This window comes from Streptacidiphilus alkalitolerans (assembly GCF_042511045.1).
Classification (GTDB): domain Bacteria; phylum Actinomycetota; class Actinomycetes; order Streptomycetales; family Streptomycetaceae; genus Streptacidiphilus; species Streptacidiphilus alkalitolerans.
In genome coordinates this window covers 17821-42227 of the sequence record NZ_JBHEZX010000021.1, presented here as the reverse complement: position 1 = coordinate 42227, position 24407 = coordinate 17821, and the positions used below count along the sequence as shown (strand labels likewise).

Below are 24407 nucleotides of genomic sequence, written 5' to 3'. Positions count from 1 at the left end.
GCCCCGGCGGCGGACCCCGGCTTCGGCGTCAGCCTCGGTGCCAGCCTCGGCCTCGGCTCCGGTACCGCTGTCCGGTGTGGAATCGGTCATGCACGCAGCTTGGGGCCGCACCGGCCCCGAGCCCCACTTCTACGTCCAGGGACGTAAGGCCCCGGGGCTCGCCGGGGGCGTAACCTCGCGGCATGCTCCGATTCGAGGTGGCCGCGGACGACCTGGCCCGCAGCCGGTTCGCGATCTCCCCTGCGTTCGACCTGTGCTGCCTGCTGCGCGCCCTGGCCTACGGAGAAAGCACCCTGCCAACGGCCTGGGCACCACCGATGAGGGACCGCTTCCAGCGGCTGCGCCGCACCACCGCGCTGGACGCCGTACTCGCCCTGCACGTTCCCGGCATGGGCGTGGACTTCACCGTTCCGCCGCCCAGCGGCCCGACCCAGACCTGGGCCCAGGACCTGGCCGGTATCCGCGCCACCCCCGCCACCGTCGCCCGCCACGAGATCAACGCGCTGACCGCGGCCCACCCGGTGCGCGACCCGCGCATCCTCGCCGTGCTGGACACCGACCAGGCGGTGCCCCTGCTCGCCGACGCGCTCGACCACGCCTGGCACGAACTGCTCGCCCCCCACTGGCCGCGGGTACGCGCGGTCTGCGAACGCGACATCCAGTACCGGCTCGCCGTGTTCGGCACCGACGGCTGGGCCGCCGCGGTCGATGGCCTCCAGCCGGGCAGCGCCTGGCGCCGAGGCGGCCTCGAACTCGCCGGCGTACCCGGAGAGTCCGAGCCGGTGCAGCTGCACGGCGATGGCCTGCTGCTGATCCCCTCCGTCTTCGTCGGACCACGCGGCGCAGCCCAGCACGAACCGCCCTGGCCCAAGACAGTCGTCTACCCGGCCCGCGGAACCGCCGCCCTGCTCGACTCCGGCGGCACCCAGGCCGCGGCCCAACGCCTCACGGCCCTGCTGGGACGATCCCGCGCCCGCCTGTTGCTGGAACTCGCCACCCCCGCCAGCACCACCCAACTCGCCCGCAGCCTCGGCCTCGCCCCGGGCGCGGTGGGCGACCACCTCACCATCCTGCGCCACGCCGGACTCCTGGACCGCACGCGCACCGGGCCCTCGGTCCTCTACCGCCGAACCCCCCTCGGCGACGCCCTGACGACGGAGTGCGTCAGCATCCCAGCGGGTGGACCACGACGGGATCGCCCTGCGGTGACCCTAGGGCTGCGGTCCCGGGGGCAATGACGTGATGTGCTCGCCGGCGGCACCTGAGGCGGCGCTCGGAGCGCCTTGGCGCAGACACAGGGTGCCCCAGTGGAATCCGGCGCCGATGGCGGACATGACGTAGATGTCCCCCGGGCTCAGTTCGCCGGCCGAGGCCCGCTGGTGCAGGGCCGTGAAGAGGCCGGCCGCGCCAGTGTTGCCGAGCCGGTCCAGGGTGATCGGGACCCGTTCGGCGGTGATGCCGAGGCGGTGGCGGGCCGCGTCCAGGATGTTGATGTTGGCCTGGTGGAGGAAGAAGTGGTCGACGTCCTGCGGCGTGAGACCGGCGTGGCGGGTGGCGTTGGTGATGCTCTCGGGCAGGCGGGTGGTCGCGGTGTCCCAGACGGCGGGGCCGTCCATGCTGACGTAGTGACTTCCGGCGGCGAGGGTTTCCGGGCTGGTGGGGAACCGGGAGCCGCCCGCGGGGATCTGTACGGCGTGGGAGAGCCAGGAGCCGATGTCGTAGGAGAGCAGCCCGGCCCCCGGCGTCCGGGAGCGGGTCAGGACGGCGGCGGCTGCCGCGTCGCCGAAGAACACACCGGCGGTGCGGTCCCCGGGCCGGATGATCCGCGAGGCGCAGTCGGCGCCGATGACCAGGACGGTGGTGATGGAACGATTCTGCAGGAGGTGGGCGGCCAGCAGCACCGCGTGGACGCCGGAGGCGCAGGCGGCGTTCGCCACGTCCAGGGCAATGGCCCGGTTCGCGCCCAGGGCGTCCTTGACGATCAGTGAGGTGGAGGGCATGGGCTGGTCCTGCGTGTAGCTGGCCACGACGACGGCGTCCAGGTCGGACGGACGGACACCGGCCGCCTCCATGGCGGGACGGGCCGCGGAGACGCACATGTCGGAGGTGGCCAGGTCGGGTGCGAGCCGGCGGCGTTCGCGGATGCCGGTGCGTGCGGTGATCCAGTCACCGCTCCGGTGGGTGGTTCGGGTAAGTTCTTCGTTCGTCACCACCTCGGGCGGGAGGTGGAGGCCGGTGCCGGTGATCGCGAAGGGCACAGCCAGGCCGTCGCCGGTGTGGGAGGCGGCGGCCTGCTCGTGGGCGACTGCGGTCATGCCAGGGTGCTCCGGTCGGCTGAGGTGAGGGCTTCGAGGTCGGCGTAGAACCGGCCCGAGGGCCGGGGCAGCCCGAGCAGGATGCGGCGGGCGGCCTCCGCGGTGAGTGCGCCGCCCAGGGCGACTCCGGAGGCCAGCTGGGGCCAACTGCTGAGGCTGGCGCCGATCCTGGGGATGGCGGCGGCCATCGCGGGGCTGATCGTGTCCCGGCCGACCATGGCCAGGATGGTGTCCACCGTCTCCTGGTGGGTGAGGTCGGCCAGGTCGCGTGCGGTGGTCCGGCCGAGGAGCCCGTGCAGGAGCGGACGGTCGGGTTCGAGGTCGAAGCGCTCGACGTCCAGCAGGCCCCGGTCGTTGGCGTCCATGACCACCGGGATGCGCAGTGCGCGGGCGCGCTCGCGGGCGGCGAACTTCACGTAGGGGGTGTCGCACTCCTCGACCAGGAGGTCGATCGGCCCCGCGCCGCCGGTGAAGAACTCCTCCATCAGGTCGTCGGTCAGCCCGCCGCGGTAGATCTCGATGTCCAGCCAGGGGTCAATCTCCGCCATCTGCCGGGCGGCGATCACGCACTTGTTCAGCCCCAGGTGGTGGACCCCGGCCCGGAGCCGGTTCAGGTTGGAGACACTGAGGGTGTCGAAATCGGCCAGTTTGAACGCCCCGGCGATACCTTCCATGGCGAACGTCAGAGCCGCGCTGCTGCCGACCGACAGGCCGATGATGCCGACCCGGCGCTCCAGCAGCCGCCGCTGCTGCGGACGCTCGATCCGGCCGCGGTTGCGATCGGTGCGCACCAGGCGGAACTCCTCACGGGGCAGCAGGTGCACGACCCGGCCCGACCACGGGTACCAGACCCAGGCCCCGTACTCCTGCGGTCCGCCTCCGGCCAGCTGCTCCGCGACGGCCTGCTCGACGGCCTCCGCGGAGCGCCGCAGCCCCGGGTCCCGGCTGGTGACGAGCTCCTCCAGCTGGTCCTCGATGGTGTCCAGCACCTCGCGGACCTGTCCCGATCCCAGCAGCGCCGCGAAGTCCCGCGCGTCCTGCTCGCACCCGAGGTCGAACAGCACCGGTTGCCAGCAGTCGGCCCCTTCGGGGCGCACCTCGCCGGTCCGGGCGACAAGCAGCGGTGCCCCGCTCCCGCGCGTCGTGCGCGCGGCACCGGTCCGCACCTGCTCGGCCGAGGTGACGAAGGAGGGGAACCGCTCCTGCAGGTGTTCCACCAGCGCGCTGTACTCCCCGGCCGGGTCCGCCGCCCGGTAGAGCATGGCGACCACGTCCTCCGTGTACTGCGCGACATAGCGGCGTGTTCCCGGGACGGGGCGGAACCCGAAGCGCTCGTGGAACAGGTCCTGGCCGTCGGCCGTGCCGGAGGTCCCGATCATCGCCTTGCCGCCCAGGTACCGTGCGGCCGCGATGGCGACCGCGTTCAGGTGCACTCCCAGGCCCAGCTTGCGGGCATGGTGCTCGACGACGAGACGACTGTGCTCAAACGTTTCCGCAGCGCTCAGACCGTGCTCGCGCAACGCCTCCTCGAAGCGTTCCGACCCCAGGTAGGCCCTGCTCTGGAACAGTTCGCTCGTCTGCGGCGTCGAGAGCCGCACGTACCCCAGGGGGCAGTCCCCCGACCGGCGCGCGGCGAAGAAGTGCCAGGCGCCGAAGTCCAGATCCTGGTCATCCGTATACACACCGCTGGCTGTACGGAAGTCGGGCCTGCGCCCGCGGTCGTACAGGATGCGGGCCCTCAGCTCCCGGATCTCCTGCACTGACGTGTCGTCGGCCGGCGAGGCCTGGGCGATGTGGAGCGCGGAGACGAACCAGGTGCCGTCAGTTGACACGGGTTCAGCCGGCTCGACCGTGGCACCCGCGGCATCCGTCGGACCCGGGTTCGGGCCGGTGTGCGTCATCGCACCGCTGCCGGCGCTCATCGGGCCGCTGCCGACGCCGCGCGCTTGGCGTCGAGCGCCAGGGTGAGCTCGCCGACCGTCGCGTCCCCGGCGGTCTCGTGCTCCTCGACCTGGAAGCCGAGTTCCTCCTGGAGGACCAGGGCAAGCTCGGCCAGCGAGAGCGAGTCCAGACCCAGGCTCTCCAGGCTGGCGTCGGGCACGACACGGGATTCCGGGACCTCGAACGTGGCGGTCAGTGCCCGGTGCAGGGCGGCGTGGACAGGAGACATGGCAGAGCCCTCTCGGAGGTGGAAACGACCGTTCACAGTGAACGGACGGCGGGTGCGCCGGTGTCGTGCACCGGCAGGACAGGGGCCAGTTCGGGCCACAGCACTGCGGCGGAGCCCCAGGTGAGTCCGGCTCCGAAGGCGGTGAGCAGCACCTTGTGCCCGGATCGCAGGTCCTGGTGGGCCGCGGCGTCGGCCAGTGCGAGCGGGATGGAGGCGGCCCCGGTGTTGCCGACACTCCCGATATGGCTCACGCACCGGTCGGCGGGGATCTCCAGGCGTCCGCCCACGGCGCTCAGGATGCGGGCGTTGGCCTGGTGCGCGACCAGCCGGTCCACGTCGCCCGCGGTCCAGCCGACGTTCTTCAGCAGCAGGCGCGAGGACGCGGTCATCCGGGTCACGGCGTGCTGGAAGACTTCGCGGCCCTGCATCCGGAAGTAGCGGTCGGCCGGTCCGTAGCGCTCCGGAGCGGCCCGCTCCAACGCTCCGCCGCCGGGCACCTCGATCAGGCGGTGGCCGGTCCCGTCGCTGCCGAGGTCGAAACCCAGCACACTGCCGGGCTCCCCGGCCAGGCCACGGCGCAGCACCACGGCCCCGGCCCCGTCGGCGAACACCGCCCCCGCACTGCGGTCCTCGGGGTCGATCAGTGTGGAGTACACCTCGGCGGCCACCAGCAGGACCGTTTCGGCAATGCCGGCGCAGATCAGCCCCGCGGCGTTGGCCAGCCCGTAGACGAACCCGCTGCACGCCGCCGAGACGTCCCAGGCCGCCACCGCGTCCAGCCCCAGCCGGGCCGCGAGCTGCGGCGCCATGGCAGGCATCGGGCGGTCCGGGCTCGAGGTGGCCACGATGACCGCGTCCACCCGGGGCGTGCGAACGTTCGCCATCGCCCGCCGCGCGGCCTGCTCGGCCACGTCCCCGGTGGAGGTCCCGGCGTCCACCCAGTGCCGGGTGGCGATACCGGTGCGCCGCCGCACCCAGGCGTCGTCGACGCCCCAGGAGGCGGGTAACTCCCCGTTGGCCACCACCCGCGGCGGCACCCATCCGCCCAGCCCAGCCAACACCGCTGTCGCGGAGCCGAGTTCGGTCGACACTCGTACACCTCGCCAAGATCAAGCCCGAAGGGAACGGGCATGACTGTAGGCAAAGAAGGATCTTGAATCACATCGAACGGGCGCCGGGAAACCGCGTCCACACCAGGCAGTTGAAGAGGTTTGCGCAGATCAGAGCGACGGCGACCAGAGAACCCCACAGCTGCCGCGAAATCCCATGATCACCCCCATGGGTGAACGGACGGCCTCGGGGGCGTTCAGCCCAGCCGCCCCAGCGCGCCGTAGCAGGACACGTCGGCGACGGCCGGACGCGGACCCGGCAGGTGGCCGGCCTGCCGGCGCGAGACGTCGACCGCCCCGGGCTGCCCGGCGCCGATAGGGAGCCCCGACCCGGCCCAGGGAGGGGGCGCCGGGGCAGGGAGCGGAACGGGATATCTGTACCCATTCGACCCGATTGTTCCGCGCGTCCGTGGGTAGCGGAGAGAAATGACCGCTTCCACAGTTCCCACCGTCACCCTCAACAACGGCGTCGAGATCCCCCAGCTGGGATTCGGCGTCTTCCAGATCAAGCCGGCCGACACCGTCGCCGCCACCCTGGCCGCGCTGGAGGTCGGCTACCGGCACATCGACACCGCGCAGATGTACGGCAATGAGAAGGAGGTCGGCCAAGCAGTGCGCGAGTCCGGCCTCGACCGTTCGGACGTCTTCGTCACCAGCAAGCTCAACAACGGTTTCCACGCCCACGACGACGCCCTGAAGGCGTTCGACCGGAGCCTCCAGGACCTGGGCCTGGACTACCTCGACCTGTTCCTGATCCACTGGCCGCTGCCCGCCGTCGGGGACTTCGTGGAGACCTGGAAGGCGCTGGAGGAGATCTACGGCTCCGGCCGGGCCAAGGCCATCGGCGTCTCCAACTTCCAGCCGCACCACCTGCGCCGGCTGCTGCAGCAGACCACGGTCACCCCGGCGGTGAACCAGATCGAGGCACACCCCTACCTCACCCAGGACGAGCTGCGCGCCTTCGACGCCGAGCACGGCATCGCCACCGAGGCCTGGTCCCCGATCGCCCAGGGCAAGGTCCTGGACGACCCGGTGATCACCAGGATCGCCAAGCGCCTGGGCCGCTCCACCGCCCAGGTCACCCTGCGCTGGCACCTGCAGCGCGGCGACATCGTCTTCCCCAAGTCGGTCACCCGGGCCCGGGTCGAGGAGAACTTCGCACTCTTCGACTTCGAGCTCAGCAGCGACGACATGCTCTCGATCGGCGGGCTCAACCGGGACGAGCGGACCGGTCCCGACCCCGACACGTTCAACTACGTACCCTGAGCCTGGCCTGCGGCCCCGCAGGCACGGCGAGGCCGCAGCGGGGTGCCGGCTTCGGTGCCACCGCGTCCTGATCGGCCAGATGGCCGGCCACGGTGATGTTCAGGTCGGACATGAACGCCTCGACCTGCTCCAGGAACTGGGGCGGGTAGTGCGACATCGCGGCATCGAGGCGGTGGGCCAGCGGGCCGAAGAACTCGTCCGCCCGTTCCTGGATGTGCCCGCCGCTGCGCAGCGTGACGATCCGCCGGTCGGAGTGCTCGCGGGCGCGGCTGATGTGCCCCACCGCCTCGAGACGGTTCAGCAGCGCGGTGGTGGCACCCGTGGACAGGGAGATCCGTTCGCTCAGCCGCGCCGGCGACAGGGGGGTGCCCCGCTCCTCGGCGGCGGCGATCTCCAGGACCGCGGTCGCGTCGGTGGAGTGCAGTCCCAGCCAGGCGGCGAAGCGCCGACTGAGCTCGGCGTAGTGGCCTCCGTAGATCCTCAGCGACTCCATCAGCCGCTCCCGCTGCTCCGCGACACCGTCGCGCACGGCTTCCTCCATACCGACCCTCCGTCCCTCTCGCCCGCCGCACAGTCCGCCCAACCACTGCTTTGACAATCTACCGCCCTCATTTTACCTTCATGGTGGAATTACTTCACCATGGAGGTATTTGACGTGTATGACCTGTCCCCCGCCGTCGGCGGGACGACCGAGCCGTACCGGTGGCGATGGCTGATCCTGGCCGTGATGCTCGTCGCGGAGATCATGGATCTCCTGGACGCCTCGATCGTCAACGTCGCCGGGCCGGACCTGGGGAAGTCCCTCGGAGCCGGCTCCGTCGGCCTGCAATGGGTGATCGGCGGCTACGCCCTCACCCTGGGCGCAGGTCTGGTGCTGGGCGGGCGGCTGGGCGACCGCTACGGTCGGCGCCGAATGTTCCTGATCGGCCTGGTGGCCTTCACCGCGAGCTCCCTGCTGTGCGCGACCGCGCCGACCATCGAGGTGCTGATCGCGTTCCGCCTGCTGCAGGGCGCCGCCGGAGCGATGCTGCTGCCCCAGGGCCTGGGCCTGCTGCGGGAGAACTTCTCCGGCCCCGAGCTCACCAAGGTCTTCGCGGTCTTCGGACCGGTCCTCGGCCTGGGCGGCATCATCGGCCCGGTCCTGGGCGGCTTCCTCATCGAGGGCGACTTCTTCGGTCTGGGCTGGCGGTCGGTGTTCCTGGTCAACCTGCCGATCGGAATAGCGGCGCTGCTCGTCGCCGCGACGTTCGTGCCCGAGAAGGCGGGCGACCGCACGGTGCGGGTCGACCGCACAGGTGCCGCCCTGGTGGCGGCGTCCTGCGCGCTGCTGGTGCTGCCGCTCAATCAGGGCCAGCAGGCCGGCTGGCCGCTGTGGACCTGGCTGTCCATGGCTGCCTCGGTGATCGGTTTCGCCCTGTTCGCCCTCCAGCAGCGCCGAACGGACGCCGCGGGCCGCGAGCCGCTGGTGAAGCCGGGACTGCTGCGCAAGCCGGCCTTCACCCTCGGACTCGCCGGCATCGCCCTGTTCTTCGGCGGCCTGATCGGCACTCAGCTCGTTCTGACCCTGTTCCTCCAGATCGGCCGACACTTCACCGCCGGTGACGCAGGGCTGGGCAACCTGCCCCTCGCCGTGGGGACAGCGATCGGCGGCGCGGTCAGCGGCGCGTTCCTCGCGGACCGGATCGGCCGCAAGGTGCTCCAGGTCGGACCGGTGGTCCAGCTGGCCGGCGCGGCCCTGCTGTGGTTCGAACTCAACGGCCTCGATGCCGGCTCGGTCTCCCTCTGGGACATCGCTCCCGGCGTGGCGGTGGCGGGCATCGGCGCCGGCCTGGTGATCGCCGCCCTGTTCAGCTTCGTCCTGGCCGCGGTCGGCGACGACGAGATCGGATCCGCTTCCGGCGTCCTGTCGGCAGTGCAGGCGGTCGGCGGCTCCATCGGCGTCGCAGCCTTCGGATCGGTGTTCTTCGCCCGGGCCAGGACCGGTGACTTCACCGGCGGCTTCCACCGCGCGCTCATCGTCCAGGCGTGTCTGCTGCTGGTGTTCCTCGCGATCACCTTCCTGCTCCCCGGGAGAGGCCGCCCCGAGCAGGAGCAGCACGGCCTCACTCCCCCGGACCGGGAGCCGTGCGCGACGACCGCTCCCCGACCGGGGGTTTGACGCCTCGTGGTGGCGAGGTGCGGTACGGTGCCGCCGCCGCGTTGGAGCGTCAGAGCTTGCGCCAGCGGGCGGAGGCGAAGGAGAAGGCGCCGAAGAGCAGCAGGCCCAGGGCGATCAGGACGAGCAGCCAGGGGCCGGCCGGGGTGTGGGCGAAGCTGCGCAGCGTGGCGTCCATGCCCTTGGCCTGGTCGGGGTCGAAGCGGATGGCGGCGATCACGACGAAGACCCCGGCTCCGGCGAAGACGGTGCCCCGGGCGGTGTTGCCGCCGATGCCCAGGGCGGTGACGACCTTGCGGGCCCGCGCGCTCATCGCGGCGGTGTCCAGCTTCTTGAGGAACTTCCGCCGGATCGCGCTGACCGCGACGCCCACCCCGACCCCGCACAGCACGACGCCCGCGATCGCCACCAGCACCTGGCCGCCGGGCAGTTTGAGCGCCGAGGCGGTCCAGTCCTGCGACTTGGCGTTGCTGCCCGACTGACCCCCGCTGCCGGCCGCGTAGGCGGCGGTCCCCCAGCACACCGAGGCGTAGAACACCGCGCGCCCCGCGCTGAGTATGCGACTGCCGGTCTTCTTCTGTCCGCCCTCGCCGAACACCGCGAGCGAAGCGCGCCACAGGGTCATGCAGGCGAAGCCGACCACCAGGATCCACAGCATCACCAGGCCGAAGGGCTGGGCCGCGACCTGGCGCAGGGCCCCCTGGCGGTCCGCCTCCGCCCCGCCCTTGCCGAACGCGATCTCGATGGCGAGGACACCGATCAGGACGTAGACCACCCCGCGCGCCACAAAGCCCGCCCGGCCCGCGGTCCGCACCGCACCCTTCTCGCTGGGCCGGGGAACCGAGGACGATTCCGAGCGACCCCCCGTCCCGGTCCCTCCCGTGTGAGCGTGCGACGACGCCATGATGTGACTCTCCCTCAGAGAACGGGTGCGCCGCGCGCACCGCTGCGCCCTCACCTGCCCGGGGTTCCGCAGAGCACGCCTTCCGCAGAGCACGCCCTCCCTCACCGGCGGCGTGTTCGCACCGGATGGGGGTACCCGGCGTTCATGGGACGACTGCAGAACCTCGACGTGCACCTGTTCGACCGCGTGGCCGCCGCGCAACCCCGGGGCCTGGACCCCGTCCTGCCGCGGCTGGGGCGCAGCGCCAACCACGGAGTGCTGTGGCTGACCGCGGGTGCCGCGCTCGGGCTCTCCCGCAACCGCAGCGCCCGCCGCGCCGCCATGCGCGGCATCGGCTCCCTCGCGCTGGCGTCCACCGCCGCCAATGTCGTTGCCAAGCAGCTGATCGGCCGCCGACGCCCCGTCACCACCGGTGTGCCCGTCGCCCGTCAGCTGCTGCACCCCCCGATCACCACGTCCTTCCCCTCCGGGCACGCGGCCTCCGCCGCCGCGTTCGCCACCGCCGTCACCATGGAGTCGCCCTGGCTGGGGGCAGCCGCCATCCCGCTGGCCGCGGCGGTGGCGGGCTCGCGTGTCTACACCGGGGCCCACTACCCCAGCGACGTCCTGGCCGGGGCGGCCCTGGGGGCCGGGATCGCGGCGCTCACGCTGCGCTGGTGGCCGCTGCGCGACGATGCCCCCGCGCAGGCCGCCCGGGCCCGGGTCCGAGTCCCGGCGCTGCCCGGGGGCCGGGGCCTGATCGTGGTGATGAACAGCTCCTCCGGAAGCGCGGACAGCATGGAGGCGGAACTGCGCGCCGAGCTGCCGCACGCGGACCTGCGCGTGCGCGAGGGCGACCAGGACCTGCTCGCCCTGCTCGCCCAGGCCGTGGCCGACGTCGAGTCCAGCAACGGGGACAGCGCTCTGGGAGTGGTCGGCGGAGACGGCACGGTCAACGCCGCCGCCCTGCTGGCCGCCGAGCACCGGCTCCCGCTGGCCGTCTTCCCCGGCGGCACCCTGAACCACTTCGCCGCCGACCTCGGCATCTTCACCCTGCAGGACACCGTGGCCGCCGTACAGGCGGGCCACGGCGGCTCGGTGGACCTGGGCCGGGTCACCTCCAAGGGCGCCACGAGCGGCGGGGAGGAGGGCGAGCCGGAGCCGGCGTACTTCCTCAACACGTTCAGCATCGGGGTCTACCCCGAACTGGTCCGCGCCCGCGAGTCGCTGCAGAAGTACCTCGGCAAGTGGCCCGCCCTCGGGGTGGGCCTGGTCCGGGTCCTGGCAACGGGCCGGCCCACCCGCGCGGTCATCGACGGCCGGGAGCGCAGCCTGTGGCTGCTGTTCGCCGGCAACGGACGCTACGACCCGCCCGGGTTCGCCCCCAGCTTCCGCCAGAGCCTGGACGACGGCACCCTGGACATCCGCGCCGTCGACGGCAGTCACCCCCTGGCCCGCACCCGCCTGATCGCCGCGTTCCTCACCGGCACCCTGGCCCGCTCCCGGGTCTACCAGGCCGCCTCGGTGTCCCGGCTGCGCATCGACGGCATCCAGGACACCGCGCACTACGCCCGCGACGGCGAGATAAGCCCGGCGGGCAGCACCCTCGTCCTGGACAAGGCGCTCCACGCGCTCAACGTCTACCTGCCGCACCGGGACTGATGCGGCGCCGTGACCTGGTAGGTCTTGTCCGAGCGTCAGAGTGGCCTCCACCGCCGGACGGTGGAGGCCACTTGCAGGCAGACACGTTCGACGATCCTTCGGCGGGGGCAACGGTCCGCAGTCGGACGGTCAGGCGTACCCGAACGGCCCCCGCTCCAAGGCTCTGGGCAGGCGCGTCACGGGGTCCGCTCAACGTCGGGCGATGCGTGGGAAGACAGCGTCCTCCAGGATCAGTCCTATCGCCACTGCGACGGGGATGGCGAGCAGGGCCCCGATGATGCCCTCCAGGCTGCCGCCCACGATCACGCCCAGGATGGTCACCAGGGGATGGACCTCGACCGCGTACTTCATGGCACGCGGCATGATCAGGTAGTCCTCGGCCAGGCGGAAGACGATGTAGAAGGCGGCGGTGGCGATCGCCACCGGCCAGGACACCACCAGGGCGACCAGGGACACCACGATGCCGCCGATGGTCGAGCCCACCAGCGGCACCATGTCCAGGGCCGCGACGAACACACCGAGTGCGGCCGGGTAGGGCACCCCGAAGGCTTCCAGCCAGATGAACGTGGCCACGCCGGCGATGACGGAGGTGGCGAGGTTGGCCAGCATGTAGCGGCCGGTGCGCAGCAGGATCTCGTCGGTGAGCTCGGCTGCGTGGGTGCGGCGGGTGGCCGGGACGAAGCGCAGGCCGAACTTCTTGAGCGAGGGCAGGCCGGCCAGGAAGTACATGGTCAAGGTGATGACCAGGACCAGTCCGGTGAGCGTGGTGGCGACGAGCTGGCCCGCCCCCATCAGGCCGCCGACCACGCTGGAGCTGTCGGAGCCGAACTGGGCCTTGGCCTTCTCGATGATCTGGTACTTGTCCTCGAGGCGGCCCAGGGCGGAGTGGTGGTCGTGCAGTTGCTGCAGCCAGACGGGAATGTTGCGGATCAGCGCGGTGGTCTCGTCGGTGATCGGGGCGATGAACAGCGAGGCCAGACCGCCGAGCAGGAGGAACAGGCCGACGATGGTGATCACTACGGCCCAGGTGCGCTTCAGATGGTGGCGTGCCAGCCATTCGACCAGCGGCTCGGCGCTGACCGCGATCACCAGTGACAGGGCCACCAGGAGCAGGGTGCTCTCCAGGTGCTCGACGGCTTGGACCAGCCAGTACGCCAACAGCGCGCCCAGCCCCAGACGCAGCCCGATGGAGAACCAGGACTGCGAGCGGGGCCGGCCGCCGGGCACGGCCGGGGCAGCTGCCTGGGCCGGCAGAGCCGGGGTGGCCAAAGCCGGGGTGGAAAGGGCGCTGTGGGCGCCGTTGCCGGTCTCCGCGTCGGTGGCGGGAACGTGGACCGGTTCAGGGTCTCGGGGGTCGGAACTCACCGCAGGCACAGCGCTCGGTCTCCCCGGTACTGGTGGGCGACGCCCTGGCCGGTGCGGGGTTTCGCCCTGTGCTCGGGGCGTGCCTGTTGCTGGGTGGGGGTGTCCACGCGGTTCCTCCGGGCCGGGCCTCCGTCACGAGGAGTCTCGTGACGGACTGCGGGACGCTGCCCGCGTGCGTCCCGCATACCCGCCCGCCGCGGAAGCACGCCGCACTTTCTCACGGCTCCGGGGGCCCGGTTCAGAACCCCGGGAATACCTGGCGCAGTTCGGGGACCACCTCGTGGCCCGGCAGCTCCGCCGAGGTCCTTGTCGCGTCCAGCCGTCCGTAGACGAGCCGCAGCAGTTCTTCGGCAGGCAGGACCAACTCCACCGGGCCGGTGCCGGAGTCGTGGGTGAGCAGGACGTCGGGGCCGGTCGTCAACGTGAACCGACGACGCGGCTCGACCGTCCCGACCACGAGGGTCCGGGGCTCGGCGGCGCTCCGGCCGGCCCGGGCGGCGGTCGCGGGCAGCACGTCGATCAAGAGGTCGACCGCGTCGGGCGACACCAGGGCCGAGGAGTCGAGTGCCACGGCGATGTCCCAGGTGTGCAGCGCGTGCTCGCCCAACCGCATGGCCAGCAGGCCGGCCAGGTCGAGTTCCCGGCCGAACAGGGAGACGGCGAAACGGGCCCGGTCCTCCTCGGACAGGGCCTCGATCCGGGAGACGAGGGCCTCGTTGGCCTTCACGCTGTCGGACGCCTGAACCGGCGCGGGCCGGCTGTTCCAGGAGTCCCACAGGGGCTGGAACTGCTCGATTCCCGGAGCGGCGGTTCCCTTGAGTCCGGCGTCGAGGGCCAGGCCGAAGATCTCCGCCTGGCTGCCGAGGTGCGAGGCGACGTCGGCGACCGACCAGTCCTCGGCGTACGAGGGATGCCCCACCTGGTCGTCGTCGAGCGGCGACACCAGGGAGGCGAAGCGGTCCTGTGAACTGCGCACCGCCGAGATCCAGGCATCCAGGTCAGGCATGGGTACTCCGATCAGTCGCCGGCTCGATCCGAGCCGGGGGACGTCCGTGCCGGACTGCTGATCACCGGCCCGTTTCACTCTACTGACATCGCCCCGAACAGCGGCGCTCATGCCCCCGCGCCGACCCGGTACTCCCTCGGCGGCTGTCCACCGCCTACGAAGGGGCGGGTTGCCGCAGCGCGGACCAGTCCACCGCGTGCACCAGGTCCGCATGCAGGGTGAAGGCATGGGTGGTCCCGGTGGCGTCCGCGATCCGCAGGAAGGCCGGCGGCAGCGGGGTGAGCAGGCTGATGCCCGGCTGGCGGCGCGCGGCCAGGAGTTGGGCCAGGACGTCGATGTGCAGGTGGGTGACGGCCGAGAGGTCCACCACCAGGGGGCGCCCGCTGCCGCGTGCCTGGTCCATCAGGACCTGGACGAAGTGCTCGGTACGCCAGTCCAGTTCACCCCGCAGGATCACCACGTGCGCCTCGCCCTGGTCGAAGAAGCTGACGCACGCCTCACCGAAGCGCTCCAGCGGCGCTTGCTCGTAGGCGCCGTGGCCGTGCGGGCACGGCAGCTCCGCGGGCTCCCGGGGGCCGCGGCGGCCGGGGGCGACGGGCAGGTCCATGCGTTGCCCCTCCTGAGCACGGCACCCGGACCGGGCCGGCCGCGGGTGGGGCGTTCCCGTCGAGCGTACGCGCCCGGCGGCAGCGCCGGAGCCAGAACTCTCCCGTATCGTTGGCGACCGGCCTGGCGAACCCGCCATCAACGACCTGACCGGCCGAGGGGGGCGCGGTGCCAGCGGTGGACGAGCAGCCAGGGCCGCCGGCCCGCCGCGGCAGCTGGCCCTTGACCGGCCTGGACGGCACGCTCGGACAGGCCCGCGGACACACCCGCCGCTTCCTTGAGGAACCCGGCCCGCCGCCGCCCCTGCCGTCGGTCCAGGACGCACTGGTGCTGGTGGTCGAACTGGTCTCCAACGCGGTCCGCCATGCCCCCGGTCCCTGCGTCCTGGGGCTGTGCCTGGAGGGGCGCCTGCTCCGGATCTCGGTCAGCGACACCAGCAGCAGCCTTCCGGAGCCGCGCACGGCCGACCTGGACGGCGACGGCGGCGGATTCGGCTGGCACCTGCTGCACACCATGGCCGACCGCCTGGAGATCGAGCACCACGGGGGCCGGGGCAAGACGGTGACAGCCGTGCTCACCCTGCGCCCGCACTGACCCGGCGCAGGCATCGGTGGAGAGCAGCGTGGAAGGATACGGAGCATGAACACGCGTACGAGAGGCGGAGCCGATCCGCACCAGGCACCTGATCGGGGCCGTGCGTGGCCCGGCGCCGCGGCTACGGCGTCCATCGCGAGGGGAACGGGGGCCCGGCCGTGCTCCCGTTGACGTTCCGATGCCTGACCACTGGTACCGGCCCCCTCGTCGAGGTCGTCGGAGCGCTGGACTTCGAGACCGCCCAGGACTTCCACGACCTGCTGCCCACCCTTGCGCTGCTCCCAGGCCAGCGCCTGGTTCTGGACCTGGGAGCCGTCGAGTTCTTCGACTCCAGCGGCATCCGCGCCCTGCTCGCCGCCCGCAGGCTGGCCGCCGCCGGCGGCGGCGACCTCGCCCTGGCAGCCGTGCCGGACCACATCGTGCGCGTCCTCGACGCGGTCGGTCTGGCCGACCACTTCACCATCGCGACCGCCCCGCCCCAGTAGGCTGGTCCTGCCCCCGCGCGGGGCTGCCCGGGGTCCGCTGAAGTCGCCTGGAATGAGGCGTCCGTGCCGGGGCAGGAGGACTCCTTGAAAGGGGTGCGTGCCTTTCCCGCGACGTGGGCACGGACTTGCCATATCTGTCGCGCCGCGAGACGGTTGCCTGAGGACAACAGTTGTTGTCCGCCGTCGAGACAGAGAAATGAGTCAGCCCGGCGCCAACAGCGGCTGGGCGCGTGGTCCTCTATGACGTCCTTCCCACCCGCACCCACCCCGCCGACCGTACCCGCTCCCGCCTCCCCGGCCACGGGGCCGGTGATCGGGGCACCGCTGCTGCGCGCCCTGGTGGACGCGGTGGCGCCGGTGATCGTGCTGGCAGCCGATCCGGCGCGGGTGCACCTGCACAACAAGGCCGCAGAGGCGCTCTTCCCCGCCCTCGGCACCACCGACGCGTTCACCTCCGACGTCGTCGCCCCCTGGCTGGTGCAGGCTCAGCAGCAGGGAATAGACGCCCTGGACGGCACCGTGGGCGAACGGGTGTTCCGCGCCACCTCGCAGCCACTGCCGGGCGAGTGCACGGGCTGGCTGCTGACCGACGTCACCGAGGAGCGCGCGTCGCTCAAGCGGCTGAGCGAGGAGCGGGTGCGCACCCAGTTCCTGGTCCGGGCCTCGGCGCGGCTGCTGGCCTCGCTGAACCAGCGCCGCTGCCTGCGGGTGACCGCCGAACTGGCCGCCGAACAGCTCGCGGACGCCGCCGTCCTGCTCACCCCCACCCGAGGGCGCCGGATCGCGATGACCCGGCTGGTGCGCGGGGGTGTGATCGAGGAGACCGCGGTCAGCGTCGAGGTCGACCAGGTCCCCGGTCTGGCCGACGCCCTGGCCGGGTTCCCGCCGGTGCCCTCGCGCTGGATCCAGCCCGACCTCGCACCCGCCTGGCTGGTCCCCGAGGACTTCGGCGACCTCGGTTCCCTGGTCGTCACCCCGCTCCCCGGCAACGGCGTCTCCGCCGGGGCACTGATCCTTCTGCGACGCTCGGACCAGGCAGGATTCAACGAGGAGGAGGAGCTCTTCGCGCGGATCTTCGCCGCCCGCGCGGGTGCCGCCATCTCCGCCGCCGTCCTGTACGCCGAGCGCACCGAGACCACCGGCATCCTGCAGCGCGCACTGATCCCTCCGGCCATCGACCGCCTCGACGGCATCGACCTCGCCAGCACCTACCGCCCGGCCCGGGCCGCGGACCTGATCGGCGGCGACTTCTACGACGTCCATCCGCCCCTGCTCGCCACCGAAGCGCGGAAGGGCGTACCGGGCGAGACACTGCTGATGCTCGGCGACGTCTGCGGCAAGGGCCCCGGCGCCGCGATCCTCACCGGCAAGATCCGCCACACCATCGCCGCCCTGCGCCGGCTGGAACCACGCCACGGACCGCTGCTGGAACTCCTGAACGCCACCCTCCTGGACGACCATGACGCCCGCTTCGTCACCCTGGTCCTGGCCGGGGTGACCCCGGCGGCCAACGGGCGGCTGGACCTGCGGCTGACCTCCGCCGGCCACCCCGCGCCGATGCTGGTCCGCGCGGACGGAACCGTGGAGGAGGCCGCGACCCGCGGCACCCTGATCGGGGCCGTGCCCGACATCACCTCCACCACCTGGACCACCGTCCTGGACCCCGGCGAGATGTGCCTGTTGTACTCCGACGGTGTCACCGAGGCCCGCGGCGGCCCCAGCGGGCGGGAGATGTTCGGCGACCAGCGCCTCAAGGACGCCCTGGCCGAGTGCGCCGGGATGCCGGTGGAGGCGGTGGTGGAGCGGATCGAGCTGGTCACCTCGCAGTGGCTGGGCGGCGGCGAGCACGACGACATCGCCCTGATGGCCATCGGCGCCCCCCTGCGCGGATCCCATCTGATGATGGTGGACGGCCGCGGACGGGGCAGGTACACCGGATGAGGCGCCGCAGCAGGCGGCGCCGCGACGGAAGGCAGGCCCGGTGACCGCCCAACTGCATGCCCCGGACGCCCGGCCCCTGGCCGACTGGTACGAGGCCTTCTTCGCTTCCCTGGCCGACATGGACGAGTACCTGGCCACCGACCTGGTCGACCGCGCCCTGGACAGCGGCCTGACCCCGCAGCAGGTTTTGCTGGAGGTCATCGCCCCCGCCCAGGCCAGGGTCGGCCGGGAATGGGCGGCCGGGCGCTTCACGGTGGCCCGTGAGCACGCCGCCACCGCCATCAGCGAACGCGCCATCGCCGCCCTCTCCCGCCACCGCGCCGACCCCCGCCCGACCGGCGCCCGCGGTCGCGTCACCGTGGCCTGCGTGGACGGCGAATGGCACGCCCTGCCCGCCCGCCTGGTCGCCGAGACCCTCGGACTGCGCGGCTGGCAGGTCGACTTCCTCGGCGCCCACGTCCCCACCCCGCACCTGATCGCCCATCTGCACGCCACCGGCCCCGACGCCGTCGCCCTGTCCTGCTCCCTGGCCACCCGCCTGCCCGCCGCCCACGCCACCATCACCGCCTGCCAGTCCGCGGGCATCCCGGTCCTGGTCGGCGGCGCGGGCTTCGGACCCGACGGCCGCTACGCCCGACTGCTCGGCGCCGACGGCTGGGCCCCGGACGCGGAGAGCGCCGTCGCGCACCTGGAGCAGCAGTCGCTGCTGACCACCACGGCCCACCCCGAGCTCGGGGACCCCTACACGGCCCTTCCACACCTGGCCGACCAGGAGTACACCCTGCTCAGCCGCAGCCGGCGGCAGCTCGCCGCGCAGGCCATGGCCGGGCTGGAGCAACGCCTACCGGCCATGAGCGGCTACACCGACCGGCAGCGCGAGCACACCCGCGAGGACATCGACCACATCCTCGACTTCCTCGTCGCCACCGTGTACCTCGACCAGGCGCAGATCCTGTCCGACTTCCTGCTCTGGACCGCGGACATCCTGGACGCCCGCAACGTCCCTCCCCGCTCACTGCTCACCGTGCTGGATGTCATCGCCGACCAACTGCGCGACTTCCCCCGCACGCTCGCCGTCATCGACGCCGGCCGAACCGCGGTGAACACCGCCTCAAGCCCGCTGCACAGCCGCCCGACCGAGGAAACCGCATGAACACCACCGAACCGCTGACGATCACCGTCCAGCACAGCGAACCCGGACGCGCCGTCCTGGCCCTGAGCGGTCCGTGCGACTTCGAGACCGTCGAAGACCTGCGCCAGGCCGCCGACGCGGCCCTGGCCGCAGTGCCGGCACCGCAGTGCCTGACGCTCGACTTCACCGGAGTGGAATCCTGCGACTCCTCCGGACTGTCCGCCCTGATCTGGATCAAGCGCTGCACCGACGCCGACGGCGTGCGCCTGCACCTGGTCGGACTCGACGCCCACCAGCAGCAGGTCATGCACGTCACCGGCCTGGACGTCTACCTCGACGACGCCCTCAACACCCCCTGCCAGGAACAGCAGCAGGACCAGGAACTCGGTGAGGACGCCGCCACGGCCACCTGACCGGGCGGGGGTCTCACCGGGCGGTCCCGCTCTCGTTGCGGCCGGTCCAGTCCAGGCAGACCACCAGCGCGTCGTCGGCTGCGTCCGCAGCGCGGTAGTCGGCCAGTTCACGCAGGATCGCACCGGGTACGTCGGCGGCGGGCACCAGGGCGCTGGCCACGATGGCCCTGGCGAGGGCGCGCTCGCCGTAGCGCTCGCCCGCCGGTGAGGAGGTGTCGTAGACCCCGTCGCTGACGCAGACCAGCCGGTCTCCGGGAAGGACCCGGAAGCTCTGGGCGGCGTAGGCGGTCTCCTCGAACATGCCGAGCGGGAGCTGTGCGTCGAATTCGATGCGCTCCGCGGCCTTGTCCCGCAGGCGCCACAGTTGCGGAGAGCCCGCGTCGACGGCCGTCACCTGTCCGGTGGCCAGTTCGAAGCACATCAGCAGACTGGCGACGTGCACCTTGCCCCGGTGCTGTGCGTAGAGCGCCTGGTCGGCCAGGGCGGCCTGGTCCGCGATCCCGATCCCGGCGCGGCGCGCGTTGCGCAGCGCGTTGACGGCCAGGTTGGTCAGCAGCGAGGCGCTGATGCCCTCGCCCATGCCGTTGGTGATGGTCAGGGTGAGCGTCTCGGCGGTGGTGGCCCAGTCGAAGTTGTCGCCGTAGATGGCGTAGGCCGGATCCAGTTGGGCGCCGATCGCGTACTCGGCGCGTGCGCAGGACCGGCCCGGCAGGAGCTGCCACTGCATCTCGGCGGCCAGCGTCAGCCGCGCCACCCGGCGTGCCTGCAGGTAGACATCCGTGTCCCGCTCGGCCACCACGATCTCATGCCCCAGCAGCGAAGCCACCTGTCCCAGCTCCGCCACCAGTGGCGCGGCGGCACTGTCCGCGGGCAGCTCCACGCTGAGCACGCCCAGCCGGTCCCCGCGCACCGTCACCGGAAGGTGCGCCACCACCCGGTCGGGCCCGCCGTCCCTCCCCGGCACTGCCTCCAGCTGGGGCTGCTGACTCCCGAAAGCCCGCCCCGGGACGCTGGCGTGCACTGCCAGCCCCTGGCCCGTGTGAGGCAGTGCGGTCACCGGCTGCAGGACACGTAGGCTGTAGTCGGCCATCAGCAGGTCCACCGCCAGTGCGCCGTAGAACTGCACCAACGTGTTGCGCACCGCCTCCAGCAGGGCGTGGGGGGCGGCGCTGCGAAGCGCCCGCTCGACTGCGAGGTAATTCGTCACGGTAGGGGTAGGGCCTTCTGTAGGAGCCGACGAACCTTCAAGGATATGCGTGTGCTGACAGAACCCGGTTCCCAATGGCACAGTGGAGCGGTGCCCCCTCCCGCCGACGCCCCCCACCTGCTTGAGGCGGCGCGTGCCGCCGCGCACGTGACCGAGCTGCTGGAGGCGGCGTGGGGCCGGGCCCAGGAGACGGTCACCGGCAGCCTTCCCTCCCCGTCCCAGCTGCGCGCCCTGCTGGTCATCGAGGAACACCAGGTCACCAATCTGCGCAATCTGGGCGACGCACTGGATTCCAAGGCGCCGTCCGTCAGCCGCCTGTGCGACCGCATGGAGGCCGCCGGGCTGATCGAGCGCTCCCTGAGCGGGACCAGCCGACGAGAGCTCGAACTGCGCCTCACCGGTCGCGGGCAGAGCCTGCTGGACGAACTGCGCGAGAACCGCGCCCGGGAGCTGGGCGCCGTCATGGCGGCGATGGCACCGGCCGACGTGCGGGCCCTGACCCGAGGACTTCAGGCCTTCCACCAGGCCGTCACCCGCGAAACCGGCCGCACGTCCGGCGGGGGAACCGCGCGCACCGCATGAGCAGCCCTTCACCAGCCTGCCCACGACTCCCCGACACAACGTCACCAGCACGACACCGCCAGGCACCCACGGCACCTGCCTGAAGAATGCGACACCCGGCAATACTTGTCAAGCAGCAACAGTTCTCCCCGCAGTCCGGGGAACTGAACGGGTGCCGGATGCTGTCTGCACCGGTGACCGGTCACAGGGATCGTACGCAGACGAGAGTGGGGCAGCACCGTGGAACGAGCCGAGAAGGCCATCGCCGCAGCAGCGCTGGCGGGCGCGCTGGCGCTGACGCTGAGCGGATGCGGCGGCAGTGGAACTCCCTCCGCCGCCGGATCGCCCGCGGGCGGGGCGAGCGCCGGCTCGGCATCGGCGTCGGCGTCGGCCCGGCCGTCGGCCTCACCGACGCCCAAGGGGCCCGCGATGCTCCTCGACACCATAGAGCCGCAGAGCGGGACCACGGTCGGGGTGGCGATGCCGATATCCGTGGTCTTCAGCAAGCCGGTGGCCGCCTCGGCGCGGGCGGCCGTCGAGCAGCACCTGCGGCTGACCACCTCGGTGCCGTTGACCGGCGCCTGGCACTGGTTCAGCGACCGGCGGGTGGACTTCCGCCCCAAGGCGTACTGGCCGTCAGGGACCAAGGTGACACTCGACGCCGACATGACGGGGGTGGCGGACGGCAACGGCCGCTACGGCGTCCACTCCTACGTGCACACCTTCACCATCGGCTCCGACGACGAGGTGCACGTCTACGCCAACCAGCACCTGATGAAGGTGTACCACGACGGATCGGTGGTCAAGACCTTCCCCATCGACGCCGGCAGCCCCACGTTCCCGTCCTGGAACGGCACCATGGCCGTGATCGGCAAGGCCCGCGAAGTCCTCATGGACTCCTGCAGCGTGCACATCGCCTGCAACAAGAGCGACCCGAACTACTACCACGGCGACTACCCGCTCGCGGTCCAACTGACGGTCTCGGGGACGTACATCCACTTCTCCGACGGCGACCCCTACCCGGGCCACAGCGCCGGCTCGCACGGCTGCGTGCACCTGTCGAAGGCCAACGCCACCTGGTACTACGACTTCGCCCGCCAGGGCGACCCGGTCACCATCTCCGGCTCCACCAGCCCCTCCGCGGCCCCCGACAACGGCTATGCCGACTACGACGTGACCGACTGGAACACCTGGATCGCCCCCGGCGCCAGCGCCCTCGGCCAGCTCACCACCCCGACCGGCGCCTGATTTCGCCTGGTCAGCGCGCAGAGCCGGAACGCGCTGGAGGAGGAACTGCGCGGTTCCGGCGGACGGATCCTGCTCGACCTCGGGGAGTCGCTGTACGCGCTCTCCCCGCCGCACGGCGCGGGAGAGCCGCTGCCCGCGCCCCCCGCTGATGTCCCCCCGTCTGCCCGTGGGCGCCACCGCACGGAACCTGATCAAGGATCTGAACGGCCGGGTGGCCGTCCGGGTCCTGATTGTCAACGGCCCGGGCGACCTGGCGGCCACCACCCACGAGCGGACCAGGACGACCGGGCCGGCCCCTCAGCCTGACCGCGACCGCGGGCGCCCGGATCGGCTCCGGGCCGACGCCGGCCTCCTACCCCGGTCGCAGACGGGATCCGGCAGGCCCAGCAGCGTTCCCTACGACGGCGGCTGTACGTCTTCTACCGGGGCATCACCTCGGGCGGCCACCTCCGCTCCTTCTCTGTGGCAAACCTGTGCAAAGCAGGCCAGAGCGCACGTTCTGCGGATCCGGCCGCTTGTGGTTTGAATGGGGAGGTCGGGGGAGGCGCTCAGAACACACGAGGTCCGAACGGGATGGCATGACACCACCCCGCAGCACATGCCCTGGAAGGCGGATCGCATGACCGACAACCCGGCCACCACGACCGATTCGGGTGCTCCCGTCGAGAGCGACGAGCATTCGCTGACAGTCGGCGCCGACGGCCCGCTGCTGTTGCAGGACGCCTACCTGATCGAGCAGATGGCGCAGTTCAACCGCGAGCGGATCCCCGAGCGCCAGCCCCATGCCAAGGGCAGCGGCGCCTTCGGCCGCTTCGAGGTCACCGGCGACGTGACCGCGCACACCAAGGCAGCGGTGTTCCAGCCGGGAACCCGTACGGAGGTGCTGGCCCGCTTCTCGACGGTGGCCGGCGAGCGCGGATCACCGGACACCTGGCGCGACCCGCGCGGCTTCGCCCTGAAGTTCTACACCGAGCAGGGCAACTACGACATGGTCGGCAACGACACCCCGGTCTTCTTCGTGAAGGACCCGATGAAGTTCCAGCACTTCATCCGCTCCCAGAAGCGCCGGGCCGACAACAACCTGCGCGACCACGACATGCAGTGGGATTTCTGGACCCTCTCGCCCGAGACCGCGCACCAGGTGACCTGGCTCATGGGCGATCGCGGGATCCCCCGCACCTGGCGGCACATGAACGGCTACAGCTCCCACACCTACATGTGGGTCAACGAGCAGGACCGGCGCTGCTGGGTGAAGTACCACTTCAAGACCGACCAGGGCATCGAGTGCTTCACGCAGGACGAGGCCGACCAGATGGCCGCCGTCGACACCGATTACCACACAAGGGACCTGTTCGAGCACATCCGCGACGGGGAGCACCCCTCGTGGACCATGTACGTCCAGGTCATGCCGGACGAGGATGCCGCCGGCTACCGCTTCAACCCGTTCGACCTGACCAAGGTGTGGCCGCACAGCGACTACCCGCTGATCGAGGTCGGCCGGCTGACGCTGGACCGCAACCCCACCGACCACCACGCCGAGATCGAGCAGGCGGCGTTCCAGCCCAACAACCTCGTCCCCGGCATCGGCCCCAGCCCCGACCGCATGCTGCTGGCCCGGCTCTTCGCCTACGCGGACTCGCACCGCCACCGGATCGGTGCCAACTACCAGCAGCTGCCGGTCAACGCACCGGTAGTGCCGGTGCACTCGTACTCCAAGGACGGGGCGATGGCCTACCGCAAGAGCACCGACCCGGTGTACGCGCCCAACTCGAAGGGCGGCCCTGCCGCCGACACGGCCCGCTACGGCGCGCCGCCGAGCTGGGAGGCCGCCGGGAGCATCACCCGCACGGCGTACGCCGACCACGCGCAGGACGACGACTGGGGCCAGGCGGGCACCCTGGTCCGGGAGGTCATGGACGACGACGCCCGCACCCGCCTGGTCGACAACGTCGTCGGCCACCTGCTCAACGGGGTCAGCGAACCCGTGCTCCAGCGTGCCTTCGCGTACTGGACGCACATCGACCCGGACATCGGCCGACGCGTCACCGAGGGCGTGCGCGCCAAGGCGGGCGAGAAGGACCCGAAGGCCGAGCAGCAGGCGAACCCAGCCCGCACCTCGATGCAGCACAAGGCCTGACCGGCCCGGTTGCCGCCCCGGCGCGGGGCGGCAACCGGCGCACGGGGAACACCCGGACGGGTGAATGAGCGTTTTGAGCCGGGATGCCGGGTCAAGCGGACACCCGTGAACCGAACAGACCTGGACACCGATCGATGACGACCACCCTCCTC

At 71.8% G+C, this 24407-nt stretch carries 22 protein-coding genes; 12 read left to right on the top strand and 10 right to left on the bottom strand.

All coding sequences use genetic code 11. The features are described from left to right. Positions 1 to 182 precede the first annotated feature (182 nt). A complete protein-coding gene (locus tag ACEZDG_RS32930; protein ID WP_380517036.1) occupies positions 183 to 1238 on the top strand; it encodes an ArsR/SmtB family transcription factor in 1056 nt (351 codons plus the stop codon). Here ACEZDG_RS32930 and ACEZDG_RS32925 read toward each other — a convergent pair. From ACEZDG_RS32925 to ACEZDG_RS32910, 4 genes are all read right to left on the bottom strand, one after another. Further along, positions 1212 to 2315 carry a 3-oxoacyl-ACP synthase III family protein gene (locus tag ACEZDG_RS32925; RefSeq protein ID WP_380517035.1) on the bottom strand — a complete coding sequence of 368 codons (1104 nt, stop codon included), beginning with the start codon at positions 2313 to 2315 and terminating at the stop codon, positions 1212 to 1214. The genes ACEZDG_RS32930 and ACEZDG_RS32925 overlap by 27 nt on opposite strands. After that, complete coding sequence (locus ACEZDG_RS32920) at positions 2312 to 4147, bottom strand: ThiF family adenylyltransferase (RefSeq protein ID WP_380517033.1); 1836 nt, start codon at positions 4145 to 4147, stop codon at positions 2312 to 2314. The genes ACEZDG_RS32925 and ACEZDG_RS32920 overlap by 4 nt, the downstream gene beginning before the upstream one ends. 86 nt (positions 4148 to 4233) lie before the next feature. After that, a complete protein-coding gene (locus ACEZDG_RS32915; RefSeq protein WP_380517030.1) occupies positions 4234 to 4485 on the bottom strand; it encodes an acyl carrier protein in 252 nt (83 codons plus the stop codon). Between the two features lie 32 nt (positions 4486 to 4517). Continuing rightward, positions 4518 to 5576, bottom strand: a complete 1059-nt coding sequence (locus ACEZDG_RS32910) for a beta-ketoacyl-ACP synthase 3 (protein WP_380517027.1) — start codon at positions 5574 to 5576, stop codon at positions 4518 to 4520. A gap of 444 nt (positions 5577 to 6020) precedes the next feature. On the opposite strand from ACEZDG_RS32910, the gene ACEZDG_RS32905 reads away from it, so the two are divergent. Beyond that, positions 6021 to 6860, top strand: coding sequence for an aldo/keto reductase (locus ACEZDG_RS32905; RefSeq protein ID WP_380517024.1), 840 nt, complete (start codon positions 6021 to 6023; stop codon positions 6858 to 6860). Here the strand turns inward: ACEZDG_RS32905 and ACEZDG_RS32900 are convergent. Beyond that, positions 6844 to 7401 (bottom strand): MarR family winged helix-turn-helix transcriptional regulator, encoded by a 558-nt coding sequence (locus ACEZDG_RS32900; protein WP_380517021.1) that lies wholly within the window; start codon positions 7399 to 7401, stop codon positions 6844 to 6846. The genes ACEZDG_RS32905 and ACEZDG_RS32900 overlap by 17 nt on opposite strands. Before the next feature lie 99 nt (positions 7402 to 7500). On the opposite strand from ACEZDG_RS32900, the gene ACEZDG_RS32895 reads away from it, so the two are divergent. Beyond that, positions 7501 to 9018, top strand: a complete 1518-nt coding sequence (locus ACEZDG_RS32895) for an MFS transporter (protein WP_380517018.1) — start codon at positions 7501 to 7503, stop codon at positions 9016 to 9018. Positions 9019 to 9067: 49 nt separating this feature from the next. Here ACEZDG_RS32895 and ACEZDG_RS32890 read toward each other — a convergent pair whose 3' ends face one another. Then, positions 9068 to 9829 (bottom strand): DUF1206 domain-containing protein, encoded by a 762-nt coding sequence (locus tag ACEZDG_RS32890; protein ID WP_380517016.1) that lies wholly within the window; start codon positions 9827 to 9829, stop codon positions 9068 to 9070. 234 nt (positions 9830 to 10063) lie between these two features. Between ACEZDG_RS32890 and ACEZDG_RS32885 the strand changes: the two genes are divergently transcribed. Next, positions 10064 to 11560: a bifunctional phosphatase PAP2/diacylglycerol kinase family protein gene (locus tag ACEZDG_RS32885; protein ID WP_380517013.1), complete on the top strand. Its 1497-nt coding sequence runs from the start codon at positions 10064 to 10066 to the stop codon at positions 11558 to 11560. A gap of 189 nt (positions 11561 to 11749) precedes the next feature. Here ACEZDG_RS32885 and ACEZDG_RS32880 read toward each other — a convergent pair whose 3' ends face one another. The 3 genes from ACEZDG_RS32880 to ACEZDG_RS32870 form a co-directional block, all read right to left on the bottom strand. Further along, on the bottom strand, positions 11750 to 12829 hold the full coding sequence (locus ACEZDG_RS32880) for an AI-2E family transporter (protein ID WP_380517010.1): 1080 nt from the start codon (positions 12827 to 12829) through the stop codon (positions 11750 to 11752). A 334-nt stretch (positions 12830 to 13163) separates the two neighbouring features. Continuing rightward, the gene (locus tag ACEZDG_RS32875) at positions 13164 to 13931 is read right to left on the bottom strand and encodes a maleylpyruvate isomerase family mycothiol-dependent enzyme (RefSeq protein ID WP_380517007.1); all 768 of its coding nucleotides are present in this window, start codon (positions 13929 to 13931) and stop codon (positions 13164 to 13166) included. 154 nt (positions 13932 to 14085) lie between these two features. Next, on the bottom strand, positions 14086 to 14538 hold the full coding sequence (locus tag ACEZDG_RS32870; protein WP_380517004.1) for an STAS domain-containing protein: 453 nt from the start codon (positions 14536 to 14538) through the stop codon (positions 14086 to 14088). 176 nt (positions 14539 to 14714) lie between these two features. On the opposite strand from ACEZDG_RS32870, the gene ACEZDG_RS32865 reads away from it, so the two are divergent. The 5 genes from ACEZDG_RS32865 to ACEZDG_RS32845 all read left to right on the top strand — a co-directional run bounded on the left by ACEZDG_RS32865 (position 14715) and on the right by ACEZDG_RS32845 (position 19102). Continuing rightward, on the top strand, positions 14715 to 15131 hold the full coding sequence (locus ACEZDG_RS32865) for an ATP-binding protein (RefSeq protein ID WP_380517001.1): 417 nt from the start codon (positions 14715 to 14717) through the stop codon (positions 15129 to 15131). 158 nt (positions 15132 to 15289) lie between these two features. Next, entirely contained in the window at positions 15290 to 15616 is a 327-nt protein-coding gene (locus ACEZDG_RS32860; RefSeq protein ID WP_380516998.1) for an STAS domain-containing protein, read from the top strand. A 240-nt stretch (positions 15617 to 15856) separates the two neighbouring features. After that, positions 15857 to 17557 (top strand): PP2C family protein-serine/threonine phosphatase, encoded by a 1701-nt coding sequence (locus ACEZDG_RS32855; RefSeq protein ID WP_380516995.1) that lies wholly within the window; start codon positions 15857 to 15859, stop codon positions 17555 to 17557. 76 nt (positions 17558 to 17633) lie between these two features. After that, entirely contained in the window at positions 17634 to 18710 is a 1077-nt protein-coding gene (locus ACEZDG_RS32850; RefSeq protein ID WP_380517244.1) for a cobalamin B12-binding domain-containing protein, read from the top strand. After that, positions 18707 to 19102 (top strand): STAS domain-containing protein, encoded by a 396-nt coding sequence (locus tag ACEZDG_RS32845; protein ID WP_380516992.1) that lies wholly within the window; start codon positions 18707 to 18709, stop codon positions 19100 to 19102. Before ACEZDG_RS32850 ends, ACEZDG_RS32845 begins: the two co-directional genes overlap by 4 nt. 13 nt (positions 19103 to 19115) lie before the next feature. On the opposite strand, the gene ACEZDG_RS32840 is transcribed toward ACEZDG_RS32845, so the two are convergent. Then, positions 19116 to 20309, bottom strand: coding sequence for a PP2C family protein-serine/threonine phosphatase (locus ACEZDG_RS32840; protein WP_380516990.1), 1194 nt, complete (start codon positions 20307 to 20309; stop codon positions 19116 to 19118). Between the two features lie 90 nt (positions 20310 to 20399). Here ACEZDG_RS32840 and ACEZDG_RS32835 point away from each other — a divergent pair, with 90 nt between their 5' ends. The 3 genes from ACEZDG_RS32835 (at position 20400) to ACEZDG_RS32825 (ending at position 24255) form a co-directional block, all read left to right on the top strand. Next, on the top strand, positions 20400 to 20891 hold the full coding sequence (locus ACEZDG_RS32835; RefSeq protein ID WP_380516987.1) for a MarR family winged helix-turn-helix transcriptional regulator: 492 nt from the start codon (positions 20400 to 20402) through the stop codon (positions 20889 to 20891). A 219-nt stretch (positions 20892 to 21110) separates the two neighbouring features. Continuing rightward, positions 21111 to 22118: a L,D-transpeptidase gene (locus ACEZDG_RS32830; RefSeq protein WP_380516985.1), complete on the top strand. Its 1008-nt coding sequence runs from the start codon at positions 21111 to 21113 to the stop codon at positions 22116 to 22118. A 619-nt stretch (positions 22119 to 22737) separates the two neighbouring features. Next, positions 22738 to 24255 (top strand): catalase, encoded by a 1518-nt coding sequence (locus ACEZDG_RS32825; protein WP_380516982.1) that lies wholly within the window; start codon positions 22738 to 22740, stop codon positions 24253 to 24255. The last annotated feature ends 152 nt before the right edge of the window (positions 24256 to 24407 follow it).

Coding starts and splice junctions, on each gene's coding strand:
- ACEZDG_RS32905 (WP_380517024.1), top strand. CDS start 6,021: ATGACCGCTTCCACAGTTCCCACCGTCACCCTCAACAACGGCGTCGAG.
- ACEZDG_RS32870 (WP_380517004.1), bottom strand. CDS start 14,538: ATGGACCTGCCCGTCGCCCCCGGCCGCCGCGGCCCCCGGGAGCCCGCG.
- ACEZDG_RS32845 (WP_380516992.1), top strand. CDS start 18,707: ATGAACACCACCGAACCGCTGACGATCACCGTCCAGCACAGCGAACCC.
- ACEZDG_RS32885 (WP_380517013.1), top strand. CDS start 10,064: ATGGGACGACTGCAGAACCTCGACGTGCACCTGTTCGACCGCGTGGCC.
- ACEZDG_RS32915 (WP_380517030.1), bottom strand. CDS start 4,485: ATGTCTCCTGTCCACGCCGCCCTGCACCGGGCACTGACCGCCACGTTC.
- ACEZDG_RS32895 (WP_380517018.1), top strand. CDS start 7,501: ATGGAGGTATTTGACGTGTATGACCTGTCCCCCGCCGTCGGCGGGACG.
- ACEZDG_RS32825 (WP_380516982.1), top strand. CDS start 22,738: ATGACCGACAACCCGGCCACCACGACCGATTCGGGTGCTCCCGTCGAG.
- ACEZDG_RS32930 (WP_380517036.1), top strand. CDS start 183: ATGCTCCGATTCGAGGTGGCCGCGGACGACCTGGCCCGCAGCCGGTTC.
- ACEZDG_RS32925 (WP_380517035.1), bottom strand. CDS start 2,315: ATGACCGCAGTCGCCCACGAGCAGGCCGCCGCCTCCCACACCGGCGAC.
- ACEZDG_RS32855 (WP_380516995.1), top strand. CDS start 15,857: ATGACGTCCTTCCCACCCGCACCCACCCCGCCGACCGTACCCGCTCCC.
- ACEZDG_RS32875 (WP_380517007.1), bottom strand. CDS start 13,931: ATGCCTGACCTGGATGCCTGGATCTCGGCGGTGCGCAGTTCACAGGAC.
- ACEZDG_RS32900 (WP_380517021.1), bottom strand. CDS start 7,401: ATGGAGGAAGCCGTGCGCGACGGTGTCGCGGAGCAGCGGGAGCGGCTG.